Origin of the sequence: Bacillus sp. UNC437CL72CviS29 (assembly GCF_000482345.1) — a bacterium.
GTDB classification, from domain to species: Bacteria; Bacillota; Bacilli; order Bacillales; family Bacillaceae_G; genus Bacillus_A; species Bacillus_A arachidis.
In genome coordinates this window covers 35016-51320 of the sequence record NZ_AXVB01000022.1, presented here as the reverse complement: position 1 = coordinate 51320, position 16305 = coordinate 35016, and the positions used below count along the sequence as shown (strand labels likewise).

The following is a 16305-nucleotide window of genomic DNA, read 5'->3' as shown; positions in this document are numbered from 1 at the left end:
CTACAGGGATGACTTGTTTTCCTTTTATCTATTCCATCACACTATCCAATCGATTATATAATTCCGCCCGTAATCGTTCTTTTTCCTTTTTTTCTTTATATAACTGTTCGAGTATTTCAACATTGCTTGTTTCTTCCATTGCACACTCCAGCATATATATATCTTCTTCTATATATATTAGCTTATCTTCAATTTCTTCTACACTACTCGCTTCTTTCTTCTTTACATTCATCACCTTTATTTTTGGAACCTCTTGTCGTTTCACTTCTTTTTTCTCTATTCTTTCTGCCCATTTCTGACGTGCCCAAGCATAATTCCCAACAAATTCAAACAATGTGTGCTCATCAATCCAATATGTTTTCTCAAACAATTTATTTAAAAAGTAACGATCGTGTGAAACAGCAAGGACTGTTCCATTATATTGTTCGAGAGCTTCTTCTAGCACTTCCCTTGATTCAATATCAAGATGGTTTGTCGGCTCATCTAACACAAGGAAGTTTACATCTTGATACATAAGCTGTGCCAACCGTAATCTCATTCTTTCACCACCGCTAAGCTGATTAACCTTTTTAAAAACAGCTGGACCATAAAATAAAAAGCGAGCTAATATATGGCGAGCTTCTCCTTCTGTTACAACTACATGCTCCCTAAATGCTTCCAATACATTATATTTCACGTTCTCATATGCATGCTGCGATAAATAACCGATCTTCACACCACTACCAATTCGAACCTCGCCAGCATCCGGTCTCATTTCCTCTAACAATAGCTTTAATAATGTTGTTTTCCCTGTACCATTGCGCCCAACAATAGCTGCTCGCTCTTGAAAACGAACATGTAAATTTGCTTTCTGGAATAAGGTACGATTAGCAAAACCTTTACTAACTTCTTTCATTACAACAACATCTTTTCCACTTCTCTCTTGCCCTTCAAACTGAAGTCCCATCTGCTTTCTTTCTAAAATTGGCTTCTTCAATTTTTCCATCCGTTCTAACGCGCGCTCCATATTTCTAGCACGTTTATGCAATCCTTCATTCGGCGGATTAGCTTGATTCGCCCATTCTCTTAAGCGTTTAATTGCTTCTTTCATTTTCTTTATCTTCTTTTGTTGTTCCTGATAAGATTGAAATTCTTGCAGTAGCCTTTCTTCCTTTTCCTTCACAAACTGCGAGTAATTGGTTTGATACACATGAAGTTCTCCATCTTCTAAATCAAAAATTTTCGTAACAACTTCATCTAAAAAATAACGATCATGCGAAATGATCACAACTGTTCCCGTATACTCTTTCAAAAATTGTTCAAGCCACTCTACCGCAAATAAATCTAAATGGTTTGTCGGCTCATCTAACAGGAGTAAGTCCGGTTTCTGTAATAGCATATAAGCAAGACTTACTTTCGTTTGCTCCCCACCGCTCAACTCAGTGAAAACTCGAGAAAATAGCTCCGTTACTTGTAAACCATTTGCTACCTTCATAATATTTGCCTCTATTTCATAACCGCCTAAAAACGAAAATTGCTCTTGTATTGCCCCATACTTCTCCATTAACCTTTCTAAATCTGTTGAATCCTGTTCCTCTGCCATACGTTTCTCTAAACTACGCATTTCTATCTCTAGTTCTTTCTCTTTTACAAAGGCAGAGCTTAATACATCATATACAGTTATTTCATCATCAAACTTCGGAATTTGTGCTACGTGACCAATACGAGTTCCTTTCTTCATATGAATTACACCAGCATCTACGCCCTCAATTCCTGTTAACAACTGAAAAATCGTTGTCTTTCCACTACCATTTCGTCCAACTAATCCAATTCGTTCGCCACTCTTTATTTCAAGCGATATATTTTCAAATATGATGTTTCCACCAAAAGATTTCGTTACATTATTTACATTACAGATTGTCATTTTCCATACTCCTTTCAACGTAAAAAACCATGAGGAAAGAAACTTTCCCCATGGTTTTTGGCATAGAAAAAGGAAGCAAAATAGCCCCCTTTTCACACGTCTTATAAAATGGGTGAAGAGATTTCTATCGTTCAATAGCTACTATGCAATTACTAAAAAAGGGCATACGTATCCCGTTAGCAATCACATCATGAAAAATCGCACGACAAAAATAGATAAAATCTAAAAATTTTGCGCGCGCAGCTAAAGAACGTTTCATCTCATTCACTCCTTTCGTACGGAATTTAATACTTACTTCTTTATTATACTTTCCCATTTGATGTTTGAATAGTCATTTTTCTGAAAATAATGAAGATAGACTAAACATTTCAACAAATTACATCCAATCTTACAAAACTGTTATGTTCACGTAATGGAAAGCGATAGTACGAAATGACTCCTCCTTATACAATAAAGATGTAAACAAGAGACAGATAACGGGAGGAATTAATCATGATAAAAGATATCGTAAAAGCAATCTTCGAGGTATTAGTAAATGGACAAGCAGTTGTAAAAGAACTAAACCTACTATAAAAAGGAGTGAATGAAAATGATGAACATGGTAAAAATGATTCTACATGCTTTAATTGACGCCAAAGCAGTTAGCCAAGAATTAAATGAACAATAGAAAGGGGAAATGAATATGAAGAAAGCCATCTTTACAATTGTAGGTACAATCTTTGCCTTACACACACTGAAAAATAGAAAAAAGAAACAGAATGAAAATACGCTATATTATCCATACACATTATTACAGAAAAAATAAAAGACCAGATACCCTCATATAATTAGGATATTTGGTCTTTTGTTTTTTCTATTAAAAGTTGTGGCCCCTTCCTTCTCATTTTCTCACTATAAAGGATTTCTCCTTTCTTTTCACGAATATAGTAGACGGGAATTTTACATATACTTTCAAAGGGGCATATACGAATGGATACACAACAACTTTATTTTTTAAATGATATCGGCAAGCAAAAACCGGAAAGCATCCGTAATAAAAATACAGCTTGTCCTTTTTGCGATACGGAAAACCTTACTGATCTTTTAGAAACAGACAGCTCTATCATCTGGTTAAAAAATAAATTTCCAACACTGAAAGATACGTTCCAGACAGTTCTTATCGAAACGGATAATTGTGATGATCATATTGCGACCTACACATCCGAACACATGAGAAAGTTAATTCGCTTCTCTATTAAACATTGGCTAGCGTTAGAAAATAGCAATAAATTTACATCTGTTATTTTGTATAAAAATCATGGTCCATTTTCAGGTGGAAGTTTGCATCATGCGCATATGCAAATCATCGGAATGAAATATGTAGACTACCAGGAAAACATAGCACCTGAAAACTTTCAAGGCGTGACTGTAAGAAAAGACGACCAAATTGAACTTAATATCTCTACACGACCAATTATTGGTTTCACCGAGTTTAACATTATCATTGAAGACATAAAAGCAATCGATATGATGGCACATTATATTCAGCAAACTGTGCGTTACATACTAGCAGATTTTCATAAAGGATGTAGCAGCTATAACTTATTCTTCTATCATCTTTCCGGAAAGATTATTTGTAAAGTGGTTCCTCGTTTTGTTGTTTCACCATTATATGTCGGTTACAAAATTCCACAGGTTTCTACCAAATTAGAAGATGTAAAAGAGCAACTTGAACGATATTTTATACATACAGATAAAGAATAATGAACTTTCTTCATAAAAAAACAGAGTAGGTGTTTTGCACCTACTCCTTCATTGTCCCTTTATTTCGATAGTACACGTCCTCTAGCCCAACGTTATACTTCATATTTTGATCCGTCCACTCAGTCCCTAGATTGCCAGGCCAACCGGACGTATTTGCTATATATTTTAGTAATTCAAGGTCTGTCAGTCCTTTTTGTACACCTCTTTTATACCCTTTCATTAAATGAGGCATTGCAATTTGGGCATTTGTCCGTGGATCTTTCAACTGCTCGTCCGTTAAGTTATCAGGAGCAAGCCCCCCACCTCTATGTAACTGAAACAATCCAAAAGAAGTGCCATTGTCTCCAACACTCCGTGGGTTGAAACGACTTTCATGCTCGGCAATTGTAAGAGGTATCCATTCTGGCAGATTTACTTTCTTTGCTTCTTCAGTAATAATTTGCTTCATTTGTTTTACTTCCTCTGAATCAACATAACTTGTTTGATTCATGAATCTTTCCATTCCTTCAGACTCTCCTTGAAAATACAAATACACCCCAAGAACAACTAAAAACCCTACAAAGAATTTTTTCACTACCTCTACCTCTTTCTATGCTGAAATTTGTCCCCTTTCAGCCTTTCCTTACAATCACCTGCATTCTATTACTCTTAAATCATACCAAACAATCATCCGCCTTCATATCATGCTTTAGACTGGTTTTCTGAAAAACAAATTATGAAACTTTATAAAAAATGTAACATTCCTTCCCATCTTTTCTATATGTAATGTTTTCCAATATCCATTTCAAATGGATTCCATCTTTTCCTTTATATATAATTGTAAATTGAATTCCACACAAAGAATAGGAGACTATCTACATGAAAAGAAAGTTATTACTTTTTCTCACTACTTTACTACTCATTCCTATCCATACCTCTGCTCAAACAACAAAAAAACCAAAAGTATTGGTTTTATACAGCGCAGAAAACGGACAAATTACAAATGATATACAGATTTTAAATACTTTAATAGGCCATTTTACAAATGATATAACCATAAAAAATTCAAAAAAAGCAAATGAAGTTACTACCCCTTCTTATACGCATGTGATTTACGTGGGCGAAAAAAAAGAGCAAATCTCTGCTGAAACGAAACAATTTCTAGAGAGCTTTTCAGGGCCTGTACTATTTCTTGGTCAAAACATAGAACAATTACCTAATCGTTTTTCTTTTATTACATTAAAAAAAGAAGATATAGGAATTAACACTATAACGTACCCAACACATCAACTTAAAAATAAATTACATGAGGAACGATTAATTAGACAACTTGATACAACCGAAAAACCTCTTGCATATGCGCTAAGCTCAAACGGGACATATCCCTTTATCGTGAAACAAAATCAATCCTATTATGTAGCGACATCTCAGCTTTTTGATTGGACATCTCATTATGTTGGTGAAATGCTCTTTTCTTATTTTCAGCAAAGTCCTGAAACAAATAAACATAGAGCTTATTTACGCTTAGAAGATATTCATCCGGCATCAGATATAAAACAATTAAAAGAGATTGCCGAGTTATTAAAGGGAAAAAAAATCCCCTATATGCTCACTGTTATCCCAGTCTACACAGATCCAGATACAGGAAAAATAATCCATTTACAAGATAAACCAGAATTAATAGACGTATTACGTTTTATGCAGGACAACGGTGGCTCTATTGTGATACATGGCTATACCCATCAATTTTATGATAGTGAAACGGGTGAGGGTTTTGAATTTTGGGATGTAAAAACGGATCAACCTATCCTTTATCCCAATCATGAACAATTGAAAACGAGACAGGATTTTGAATCAGATGCTTCTTATAACGAATACATAGAAAACGGTAAAAAATTCGAAGAAACATATATAACAGAACATATTGAAAAAGGAATTGAAGAACTCACAGCAGCTAAATTATACCCACTCGCTTTTGAAGCACCGCACTATGCAATATCACAAAAAGGATACGAAATATTATCACGTTACTTTTCAACTTATATAGGGCAATTACAATTAGGTGATACAACATGGAAAACTATGCACTCACCAGCCTTTACAAGTACACCATCATTTTTGCATGGAATGAAGTTGCTTCCTGAAACAGTCGGTTTTATAGAAGAGGGAAACACTCATGCTTCTACTGAAATGAAGGAACGTGCATTATCATTTACAAAGCTATCAGATGGGATAATCGGTGCCTTCTATCATCCATACTTAGGGATTAAACCTTTCAAAGAACTATTAAGTGAATTAGAAAGTATTCCAAATATAGAATGGATTGATTTACAAACAGAATCGAATAAAGTGAAGACGAGGGATATCCACATTACTTCTAATAAAGATGGGATCGAGATTGATAAGCCTTTTTCCTTAAGCAACACGATGAACACCCTACAAAAGTATGGCTTTTTTCTCATCCTTGGAGTTTTCTTGATTGTATTTCTTTTATTAATACAACGTGCAAAACAACTTGAATCCTAGAACAATCCCAAGCATCAACTCGTGCTTGGCATTGTTTATTCCAAATATAAGCGAGACCTTTTATCTACTACCTTTTCAAATAAAATTGAACTGTATTTTCATAAATTTTCTCTGCAACCTTATCTATAGGAATATTTTTTATCAAACTTATTTCTTTTAATACATCTTGAATCATACTTGGATGCGTCATGACATTCTCATAAAACCGCCATGGTCCATCAGTTTCTACCATTATATATTCTAGCGGATAGAACGATACGATTTTTCTAATTTTCTCCTTCTGTATAATATCCGGTGTAATAGAAATGTAGTATCCATTTTGAATCATTCGTTCCATCGTTTCATTACTTCCCTTAAACCAATGAAAATGCGCACGTGAAATCTCATACTGTTCAAGTACATCACATACAATATCAGCATCTTCATAAACTGCATGTAACACAATTGGTAAGTCGTACCGTTTTGCTAAAGCCACAAACCTCTCTAATATTTCAATGTAAGGGTCTATTGCAATATCTTTCTTTTCTTGCCGTAAATAATATGGTAAACCAACCTCCCCTATCGCAACAAGTCGTTCTACATTTGCTTCAATTAACTTATAAATTTGTTCACATTCTTTTTTATTAATCATCTGTTCTGGATGAAACCCCAGTGCCGGATATACAAATGGATATTGTTTTGCTAAAGATAATGTTTTTTGACAAGAATGATAGTTCATTGATACTGCAACTAATCCATCAATCTCACCACTTCTTTTCACATCATCAATTAATTTCATTTGCTCTTTATTCTCATATTGGTCCAAATGTATATGACTATCAATCCACTTCATTCCTATCACCTCTCACATCTATTTTAATATGCTATTCCACATGAAAAGCAATAAAAAAACAAGAAGGGATCTCCTTCTTGTTTTATCATCTATATTATTTAACAATTAAGTTTGTAATTATATCAAAAAGTCCAATACATATTGCGGCAACAGTAAAGTAGCTACAGAAATCTTTTATCTGAAACTTCACTACTTCTTCTTTTCGCATCCCATTCTTCTCCCTTCTTCGTATCTCCCTAATTTCTTATCTTTTTCTATTATGCAAAAAATATGACAAACAAGCCATCGAATTAACTTACGTAAACCTTACAATGTTGTAAGGTTTAAAAAAATAGCCCCATCTCTCTATGAGATAAGGCTTATTCAATAGTTAGTTGGTTTTCAAACATTCATCATCATTTCAAACAGAAAGTTATATTTTTAAACCTTCTACTTGTATTGTAATAGAATTCATAAATAACAACTATTGAATTATCTTACACATACATTACAAAACTGTAAGGTACCTGTAATGTAATTCAATAGTTACTCTTACAAGTATTTCACACATGAAAAGTTTACTTTATCTCGTCTCTATAATCTTACTTCTCGCCTGCACAGGTATATTTTGAGGCTCAATCTCTACTAACGATTCACCATAACGTCCTTTTGCGAAAACTTTCAATGTTTCATCCTTTTTTAGCATATGTTTTACAGTTTTCTTTATCTTTTGTTCTCTTCCTTTTTCGTCATATGCAACAAATTCATATTCGTACCAATCATCGCCAATGTGCTGACCGATACTATTTACAACCGTATAATATTCCTTCGTTTTATAAAATGGATTATATTTATCAATTACTGGACCAAACTGTGTTGGTAGGAGCAGTACAATCGCAGCTACTATCGCAATTCCAGTAATAATCACTCGCTTTTTTACTTTTTCCCACCCCAAGGTAGTAACCTCCTCACACAATATGTGTTCTATAAACTTATTTTAAAGAGAAGCGCTCAATTATGCCATTCAATCCTCTTACATTTCCCTTACATTTTTGTAAGAATTCAAGTGAGGTTTTATATTATTTTTAACAATTTGTGAATCCTCCAAAACTGTGATAAACATCACACCCTCCATTTTCCAAAGATTTTATAATACGAGTATACAAGATTGTTAAACATTTCACATTTAAGAGGGGAAATGAATATGAAAAAACGTTTAGTCATGATCGGGAATGGCATGGCCGGCATTCGCTGCATTGAAGAAATTTTAAAACAAGATACGAAGCTTTATGACATTACTATTTTTGGTGATGAACCTCATCCAAATTACAATCGTATTATGCTATCTCACGTCTTACAAGGAAAAACAAATATCCAAGATATCATTATGAACGAATACAGTTGGTACGAAGAAAATGATATTACACTTTATACAAATGAAAAGGTAAAAAATATTGATCGTGAAGAACAAGTTATTGTTACAGAAAAGAATCGAATTGTTATGTACGACAAACTCATTATTGCAACGGGCTCTAGCGCTTTTATTTTACCTATTGAAGGTTCAGAACTTCCAGGTGTTACAGGTTTTCGGACAATAGAAGATACCCAATTTATGATAGATGCTGCTAAGCAATATAAAAAAGCCGTTGTCATTGGCGGAGGATTGCTCGGTTTAGAAGCAGCACGCGGGCTTATTGACTTAGGAATGGATGTACACGTTGTTCATTTAATGCCTTACTTAATGGAGCAACAACTTGATGCTAAAGCTGCTTCATTACTACGTGAAGACTTAGAAGCACAAGGCATGAAATTTCTTATGGAAAAGAAAACGGTGAAAATTCTTGGTACTGACCATGTTGAAGGAATTCAATTTGAAGACAATAGTATTGTAGCATGCGATTTAGTGGTAATGGCTGTTGGAATACGACCTAATACACAGTTAGCAAAAGATGCTGGTTTAATTGTAAATCGCGGCATCGTTACAAATGATTACATGCAAACAGATGATGAATCCATCTATGCCGTTGGTGAATGCGCAGAGCATGATGGTATTACTTATGGTCTTGTTGCTCCTCTATATGAACAAGGAACCGTATTAGCAAAACATATAACGAACTCACAAACAGATGGATATGCAGGAAGTATTGTGGGTACACAACTTAAAGTTGCAGGATGTGATTTATTTTCTGCTGGACAAATTTATGAAGATGATAGGGCAAAAGCAATCTCCGTCTTTAATGAATGTACTCGTTCCTATAAAAAAGTATTAATTCGTGACAATAAAGTCGTTGGCGTTGTTTTATATGGAGATACTGCTGACGGTACACGCCTCTTTAGTATGTTAAAAAAGGAAGAAGATATACAAGAATACACACCAGCTTCTCTTCTTCATAGAGCTGGCGAAGAGAATGGCCTTGACGTTGCAAGTATGAGTGCTGACGACACTGTTTGTGGATGTAATGGTGTTACAAAAGGAACAATTGTTCATGCCATTTTAGAACAAGATTTAAACACCTTTGAAGAAGTAAAAGGGTGTACAAAAGCTGCTGGTTCATGCGGAAAATGCCGTCCTATTGTCGAACAAATTTTATCCCATACACTCGGTGATAGCTTTGATGCATCTGCTCAAAATGTAGGTATGTGCGGATGTACAACTTTGTCGCGTGACGAAGTTGTCGCAGCAATTCATGAGAAAGGATTAAAATCACCAAAAGAAGTACGAAACGTCCTTGGTTTCGCACATGAAGACGGCTGTTCCAAATGCCGTCCTGCATTAAACTACTATTTGCGTATGGCACGTCCAGAAGAATATGCAGATGATAAATCATCCCGCTTCGTTAATGAAAGAATGAACGGTAATATTCAGCATGATGGCACATTTTCCGTTATTCCTCGTATGTACGGCGGTGTTACTACTGCAGATGATTTAATGAAAATTGCTGAAGTTGCGAAAAAATACGATGTGCCGCTCGTTAAAATAACAGGTGCAAGTCGAATCGGCTTATACGGTGTTAAGAAAGAGGATTTACCAAAAGTTTGGGCTGACCTCGATATGACTTCTGGTTATGCCTATTCGAAATCCCTTCGCAATGTAAAATCATGCGTCGGTTCTCGTTTCTGCCGCTTCGGTACAAAAGATTCATTAGGCCTTGGTATGTTACTTGAACAATCGTTAGAAATGGTAGATACACCGCACAAAATGAAAATGGGTGTAACCGGTTGTCCACGTAACTGTGCAGAAGCATTAACGAAAGACTTCGGTGTCGTTTGTGTTGAAAATGGATTCCAACTTTATATTGGTGGTAACGGTGGTACAGAAGTTCGCGAAGCTGATTTTGTAATGATTGTCCCTACAGAAGAAGATGTGCTTCGCATCGCTACAGCTTATGTACAATATTACCGTGAAACCGGTATTTACGGTGAACGAACAGCCCCTTGGGTAGAACGAATGGGATTAGATCATATAAAAGAAATGCTGCAAGATGAAAACATGGTCACTACGCTAAATGAACGTTTCCAGCAGGCCCGCAACACATATGAAGAAGCTTGGGGACAAGCGCTAGAAACCAAATCATTAAAAGCCATGTATGAAGTAGAAACTGTAAAGTAAGGAGCGATCTACATGTTGCAAACAAAAGAAAAAATAAAAATAATGCATGCAGAAGACCTTCCAGTGCAAATCGGTAAGGAAGTGCGAATTAAAGATATATCCATCGCCTTATTTCGTCTTTCAAATGGTGATATTCACGCTGTAGAAAATCGGTGTCCTCATAAAAATGGACCTTTAGCTGAAGGGATTGTTTCTGGAGAATTCGTCTTCTGTCCATTGCATGACTGGAAAATTTCATTACTAACAGGTGAAGTTCAAAAGCCTGATGATGGCTGTATTCAAACATATGAAGTAGAAGTTATTGATGGTGATATTTATATATACATGTAGCTTGTACAAGGAAGCCCCTTTTAGGCTTCCTTTCAAGTAAAAACAGATGAGGTGTAGAGATGAACGGATACGTATATTTAGTTGGCGCGGGACCTGGTGATGAAGGACTGATTACAAAAAAAGCAATAGATTGCCTAAAGAAAGCTGATGTTGTTTTATATGATCGCTTATTGAATCAAAATTTACTTCGCTATACAAAGCCAACATGTGAACTCGTATACTGCGGGAAAATGCCAACGAATCATATTATGCGACAAGAAATGATTAACGCTCATTTAATTCAGTTTGCAAAAGAAGGTAAAACAGTCGTCCGCTTAAAAGGCGGAGATCCATCGATTTTTGGCCGCGTTGGCGAAGAAGCGGTAACTTTAGCAGCAGAAAACATTCTATACGAGATTGTTCCAGGTATTACATCTAGTATTGCCGCTAGTGCGTATGCCGGCATTCCTCTCACCCACCGAAACTACAGCAATAGTGTAACTTTGTTAACCGGTCATACAAAAGGAGCGATTAGCGCCCAAGTAAATTACAGTGCTCTTTTAAATAGCGATACAATTGCCTTCTACATGGGGGTTAAAAATCTACCCGTAATTTGTGAAAATTTATTACAAACAGGAAGAAAAAAAGATACACCAGTAGCAGTCATTGAATGGGGTACAACTGGAAAACAACGAGTTGTTACAGGTACACTCTCCACAATCTTGGATGATGTAAAAAAAGAACAAATTTCAAATCCATCGATGACAATTGTTGGTGAAGTGGTGTCCTTACGAAAACAAATTGCCTGGAAAGAACACAAGCCACTACACGGAAAAAAAGTTTTACTTTCCTCTGCAACAAACAAAACAAGTATACTAGCACAAAAGTTACAAACAGCGGGCGCAGAAATACATCAAATACCAACCTTCAAAAAACAAGAATATGTATTAACACCTGCGCAGATTAGTGAAATTTTTAATGCTGAGCGCCTTGTTTTCTGCTCAGCTGAAAGTGTAGCAATCTTATTCCAATCATGTGCACAATATCAAAAAGATATTCGTTCCTTACAAGCAACATTGCAGTATATGAATGTCGCTACACAGAAAACACTTATGCAGTATGGGCTTTTAAGTGTACCTGCAACACTTAAAAACGAAACAACCGTATATTTAGGGCGAAATATTAATCGAATTGCTATCATTCAAGAAAAAATTGGTACAGGTTCTTATATCATGACACATGAATATAAAGTTGATCATCGTTTTGATGAGATTCATACACGTACACTGACTGAATTCTCATGGGATAGCATCATATTTGAAGGCCGTGCCGCAATTGATACGTTTATAACAGAAGTAAACCGCCTTGGCTTCACAGATATTTTGAATTTACCATTTTCCTATATCGATGCACCTACTTTACAATATGCAAATAAAGTCGGATTCCATCATATCGATCATCAGCTGCAAGCTATCATCGATGAGAAAGAAGTGGTGGCACCATGAAAGGCATCGTTTATATTGGACACGGTAGCAGGTTACAAGAAGGCAATGAACAATTTATTCACTTTGTTAAGTCCGTTATAAACGAGCGAAGTGAAAACATCCAAAAAATTGGATTTCTTGAGCTAACAACCCCAACCGCCCAAGATGCGATTGTAGAAGCAATCACTGAAGGTGCAACTGAGATTTTAATTGTCCCTGTTTTATTATTTGCGGCGGCCCATTATAAGCGTGATGTTCCTTTTGAAATTGAAAAAATAAAAAGGCACTATCCACACATTACAATTTCAGTTGTACCACCTTTCAGTACGCATCCGCTTATGATTGAACTTGTAATAAAACGAATACGTGAAGCTATGCCCATAGAAAGTAGTGAAATCTTACTTGTCGGCCGTGGTAGTAGTGATCCTCAGCCTGTACATGAATTAAAGCAAATTGGATTAGTAGTCGAGCAAAAACTCTGCTTGCCTGTTTCCTGTTCCTTTTTAACAAAGGGAACACCTTCTTTTACTGATGAACTCAAGGAAAAGGCAGCATCTGCAAGGCATGTATATGTCATGCCATATCTTCTTTTCACCGGCTTATTACTTCAGAAAATAAATCGGTATGCAAACAAATACCCTAACGTTACAACTTGTAATTGTCTTCAATTTGATTCCTACATGAAGGCCGCTTTATTAGAACGAATGGAGGGATACATATATGCATAACATGTATCCTATTATGTGTAATCTACAGGGCAAAAAGGTTGTGATTATCGGTGGTGGAAAAATTGCATATAGAAAGGCAGCTGGATTAAAAAACACAGGAGCTTTTGTCACTGTGGTGAGCCCAAATATTTGTGAAGAAATGAAGACCCTTCCCTATATTAAATGGAAACAAAAAACATTTGCAGAAGAAGATATTAAAGATGCGCACCTCGTCTACGCTGCTACAAATCACCATGATATAAATATGATGGTTAAACAGGCCGCACACGAATTTCAATGGATTAATGTCGTAAGTGATGGTAAAGAATCATCCTTCCATACCCCCGCAGTTATTCGCAGTGATGAATATGTAATAAGCATATCCACATCGGGGAAAAGCCCCTCCTTTGCAAAACGAATCAAACAAAAACTAATAAAGAGCCTTACTCAAATTATAAAATAAAAAAGATGAACGAATCCTCTCGTTCATCTTTTTTATTTTATAACGTATTTACATCCTTTTTGCTATCTTGCTCTTTCTTTTCAGGCTGATAGAGAAATACATGCTCCTCAAATCGGCTTTTTTTATCGCCTTCAAAAGTTGCTCCAGCTACAAATTTAATAGCAAACTCTTTTGCCTCGATCATTGGAAAACTGATTACATACTCTTTTGCTTCACCATCTTGAACATATACATCATTTACTCTCGGTAGCTTATCGCGGTCTAACGGAGGAATTTTTTTACCATCTTGTATAATAACTGTACTGTTTGGATACGTATCCATCTTCCGTCCAGTTCGGTTCTCAATCCTTACTTTTAGTGTAATTCGATCCCCAGTTAATTTTTTATAATCAAATTCGCCTTCTAAAATTTGTACAGTATACCCTTCAAAATCAATTCGATTTCCATTTACAGTTGTTCCGCCTTTAATAACGTCGGCATTCTCGACATATTTCGCTCTTATACTTTCAATTGATTGAGGAGGTTGATTTTGATTACCTTTCTCCTTCAAACTATCCTTTTCTTTATCTTGAGCAGCAGGAGATTTTGAAGAACTTGTACTACCTTTAGTACTACCTTTATTTTCATTCGCTGAAAATAATTCATTTAGAGATTTAATTTCTTTTCCATCCAATGTTTTTATCGATTTTATTGCCGTACTTTTTATTTTCCATTTTTTACCCTCTTTATCAAGTGTATGCACGGATTCAGTTACATTATCTTTATAATACTCATTTTTCATTCTACTCTTTGTTTCTTGTTTCACTTCTACAGTTGCATAATCATCCGAATAAGAAAGTACTTTTACCTTTTTTAAACTGGCTTTTAAATCAAGTGCTTCAAACATCTGTTTTGTTGTTTTTTTTGAAATTTCATAACTATAAACCTCACTCGAAAGCGTGTCTAGATATCCGTCCAAGTCTTCTTTGTTAAATGCTTCTACATTCTCTTCTAATGCTTGTTTCACTTCTTTTTCTACATTACTCTCTTTAGGCTCCGCATTACTTTTTGTAGAACATCCCATCGTCCCAAGTAATAAGACACCCGCTAACAACGACATTCCCCACTTTATATGTACTACTTTTTTCATATTAAATCCCCTTTATTTTATAGAATTCAAAATTAATTAACAATATGAACTTTTCTGTTATTTTTAGATGCACGCTATTACTAGATTTCCTCTTTCTTTATTCCACATTTTAATGTTAAGATTCTTTTTTAGTTCTCTCTTTTAATAAAGACTTCCCATCCAATGTCTCAGCAGTTAACATCCCTTGACTTGTAATGACCCATTTATCCTTTTCCTTTTCTAATACAAAGCGCGTCTTTACAACATTATCTGTATACTCTACACTCTTATCCTTATTTTTAGCTGTTGTTTTTGCCTCTATTGTTGCATATTTATCATTTATAGATAAAACCTTCATCCGATCAATTGTAATTTTGACATCATACTCATCTAATAAATTCTCATTCTCTTCTTTTATTGCATCATATACAAATATATCTTTCGAATATGTTTTCATATAAGCATCAGTATCTTTCTGATTAAATGCTTTTACTTGGTCTGAAATTACTTTTTCTACCTCTTTTTTTGCTTTTGCATTTTCATCTTCTTTCTTTTTTTCTACACCACAGCCACTTATCCCTAATGCAAAAACCATACAAGTTAATACTCCGTATTTTTTCTTACTTAATTTTCCCATGATGTTCCCCCTTTTAATTCCCTTAATATTCCACCAATATAGTTTATCATAAAAATGATTACTAAAATGAATTATCTCTTACAAAAATGTAATCTTTCTGTAAGCTAATTCGATAGTGACTACTCTCTATATCCCATACAATTAAGTCAGAAAGTAACAACAAACATTCGAGTAAGGAGAGAATATAATGAACAACATTACTTTTAACGAATTTGACTTTATTGGACTAGCTAGCGGCTCTGCTCTTCTTACAGCTTTCATTTATGCTGCTACGCTTATATAATTTTGTGTCCCCTTCTCCTTTATATAGATAGTAATAGAAAAGACGACCGCCTATGCCCGGTCGTCTTTTCCTATTTGCTATTTTTTTTCAATGTTTCTGTTAATTTTTCAAATGTTTCGTTCAATTGATCCGTCATCATTTTCATCGCTGTTTTTCGATCCACTGTTTCTCCCACTTCCGCTTGAATTGGATCACCGAAAATCAATTGTGCTCTTTTCCCTTTCATTAATTCTTTTACACTAGAGGGCCCAACATAAGCAGCTGGCACTAACGGAACATTAGAACGCATTGCAATTGTAACAGCTCCCGCTTTCAAAGAAACATCTTCTGTTGATCTCGTTCCACTTGGAAAAATCCCTACTACTTTACCTTCTTTTAATAAACGGGAGGGAATTTTTAGTGTACTTGGCCCTGGATTTGCACGATCCACTGGGAAAGCATTCACATTCTTAAAAAACCAATTTGTAAACTTGCTTTCAAACAATTCTTTTTTCGCCATATAATGAATTTCTGTCGGATACATGCCTGCAGCTAACATTAAAACATCCATAAAGCTTGTATGTGTACAAGCAACAACATATGGTCCTCCTTCAGGTAACTTTTCTTTCCCCTGAATCTCTACTTTTCCAACCGTTTTAAATATATATTTCAACGAAAATGTAATTGGCTTATACATTCGTTTCGTTCCTTTCTCCATATCAAAGGTTTAATCATTCTCTTACAAGAATTATAACACTAAGTT

17 protein-coding genes are annotated in these 16305 nt (G+C 35.2%); 9 read left to right on the top strand and 8 right to left on the bottom strand.

What is annotated here, in order from left to right; genetic code table 11:
• Nucleotides 1–28: 28 nt before the first annotated feature.
• Both abc-f and M014_RS29710 read right to left on the bottom strand, forming a co-directional pair.
• Nucleotides 29–1903: a ribosomal protection-like ABC-F family protein gene (gene abc-f / locus M014_RS0116625; protein WP_026592744.1), complete on the bottom strand. Its 1875-nt coding sequence runs from the start codon at nucleotides 1901–1903 to the stop codon at nucleotides 29–31.
• Between the two features lie 124 nt (nucleotides 1904–2027).
• Nucleotides 2028–2162, bottom strand: a complete 135-nt coding sequence (locus M014_RS29710) for an RAxF-45 family protein (protein ID WP_016132219.1) — start codon at nucleotides 2160–2162, stop codon at nucleotides 2028–2030.
• Nucleotides 2163–2579: 417 nt separating this feature from the next.
• On the opposite strand from M014_RS29710, the gene M014_RS0116600 reads away from it, so the two are divergent.
• Nucleotides 2580–2708 (top strand): hypothetical protein, encoded by a 129-nt coding sequence (locus M014_RS0116600; RefSeq protein WP_026592742.1) that lies wholly within the window; start codon nucleotides 2580–2582, stop codon nucleotides 2706–2708.
• A gap of 164 nt (nucleotides 2709–2872) precedes the next feature.
• Nucleotides 2873–3646 (top strand): DUF4931 domain-containing protein, encoded by a 774-nt coding sequence (locus M014_RS0116595; protein WP_026592741.1) that lies wholly within the window; start codon nucleotides 2873–2875, stop codon nucleotides 3644–3646.
• Between the two features lie 40 nt (nucleotides 3647–3686).
• Here the strand turns inward: M014_RS0116595 and M014_RS0116590 are convergent, their stop codons facing one another.
• Complete coding sequence (locus tag M014_RS0116590; RefSeq protein ID WP_026592740.1) at nucleotides 3687–4220, bottom strand: transglycosylase SLT domain-containing protein; 534 nt, start codon at nucleotides 4218–4220, stop codon at nucleotides 3687–3689.
• 284 nt (nucleotides 4221–4504) lie between these two features.
• On the opposite strand from M014_RS0116590, the gene M014_RS0116585 reads away from it, so the two are divergent.
• Complete coding sequence (locus M014_RS0116585) at nucleotides 4505–6151, top strand: DUF2334 domain-containing protein (protein WP_026592739.1); 1647 nt, start codon at nucleotides 4505–4507, stop codon at nucleotides 6149–6151.
• 67 nt (nucleotides 6152–6218) lie between these two features.
• On the opposite strand, the gene M014_RS0116580 is transcribed toward M014_RS0116585, so the two are convergent.
• Together M014_RS0116580 and M014_RS0116570 are read right to left on the bottom strand one after the other, a co-directional pair.
• Entirely contained in the window at nucleotides 6219–6983 is a 765-nt protein-coding gene (locus M014_RS0116580; RefSeq protein WP_026592738.1) for a TatD family hydrolase, read from the bottom strand.
• A gap of 562 nt (nucleotides 6984–7545) precedes the next feature.
• A complete protein-coding gene (locus M014_RS0116570) occupies nucleotides 7546–7917 on the bottom strand; it encodes a YxeA family protein (protein WP_026592736.1) in 372 nt (123 codons plus the stop codon).
• 249 nt (nucleotides 7918–8166) lie between these two features.
• On the opposite strand from M014_RS0116570, the gene nirB reads away from it, so the two are divergent.
• From nirB to M014_RS0116545, 5 genes are read left to right on the top strand one after another with little or no spacing between them, the layout of a single operon-like run.
• Nucleotides 8167–10572: a nitrite reductase large subunit NirB gene (gene nirB, locus M014_RS0116565; RefSeq protein WP_026592735.1), complete on the top strand. Its 2406-nt coding sequence runs from the start codon at nucleotides 8167–8169 to the stop codon at nucleotides 10570–10572.
• Nucleotides 10573–10584: 12 nt separating this feature from the next.
• The gene (nirD, locus tag M014_RS0116560) at nucleotides 10585–10902 is read left to right on the top strand and encodes a nitrite reductase small subunit NirD (protein WP_026592734.1); all 318 of its coding nucleotides are present in this window, start codon (nucleotides 10585–10587) and stop codon (nucleotides 10900–10902) included.
• A gap of 59 nt (nucleotides 10903–10961) precedes the next feature.
• A complete protein-coding gene (locus M014_RS0116555) occupies nucleotides 10962–12386 on the top strand; it encodes a uroporphyrin-III C-methyltransferase (protein WP_026592733.1) in 1425 nt (474 codons plus the stop codon).
• Nucleotides 12383–13093, top strand: coding sequence for a sirohydrochlorin chelatase (locus tag M014_RS0116550; RefSeq protein WP_026592732.1), 711 nt, complete (start codon nucleotides 12383–12385; stop codon nucleotides 13091–13093). Before M014_RS0116555 ends, M014_RS0116550 begins: the two co-directional genes overlap by 4 nt.
• Nucleotides 13086–13535, top strand: coding sequence for a precorrin-2 dehydrogenase (locus M014_RS0116545; protein WP_026592731.1), 450 nt, complete (start codon nucleotides 13086–13088; stop codon nucleotides 13533–13535). Before M014_RS0116550 ends, M014_RS0116545 begins: the two co-directional genes overlap by 8 nt.
• A 37-nt stretch (nucleotides 13536–13572) precedes the next feature.
• Here the strand turns inward: M014_RS0116545 and M014_RS0116540 are convergent, their stop codons facing one another.
• Both M014_RS0116540 and M014_RS0116535 read right to left on the bottom strand, forming a co-directional pair.
• Nucleotides 13573–14664: a hypothetical protein gene (locus tag M014_RS0116540; protein ID WP_026592730.1), complete on the bottom strand. Its 1092-nt coding sequence runs from the start codon at nucleotides 14662–14664 to the stop codon at nucleotides 13573–13575.
• Nucleotides 14665–14779: 115 nt separating this feature from the next.
• Complete coding sequence (locus M014_RS0116535) at nucleotides 14780–15280, bottom strand: YybH family protein (RefSeq protein WP_026592729.1); 501 nt, start codon at nucleotides 15278–15280, stop codon at nucleotides 14780–14782.
• 187 nt (nucleotides 15281–15467) lie between these two features.
• Between M014_RS0116535 and M014_RS28550 the strand changes: the two genes are divergently transcribed.
• Nucleotides 15468–15563, top strand: coding sequence for a DUF3948 family protein (locus tag M014_RS28550; RefSeq protein ID WP_081811069.1), 96 nt, complete (start codon nucleotides 15468–15470; stop codon nucleotides 15561–15563).
• Between the two features lie 70 nt (nucleotides 15564–15633).
• On the opposite strand, the gene M014_RS0116525 is transcribed toward M014_RS28550, so the two are convergent.
• Entirely contained in the window at nucleotides 15634–16239 is a 606-nt protein-coding gene (locus M014_RS0116525) for a lysophospholipid acyltransferase family protein (RefSeq protein WP_026592728.1), read from the bottom strand.
• Nucleotides 16240–16305: the final 66 nt, after the last annotated feature.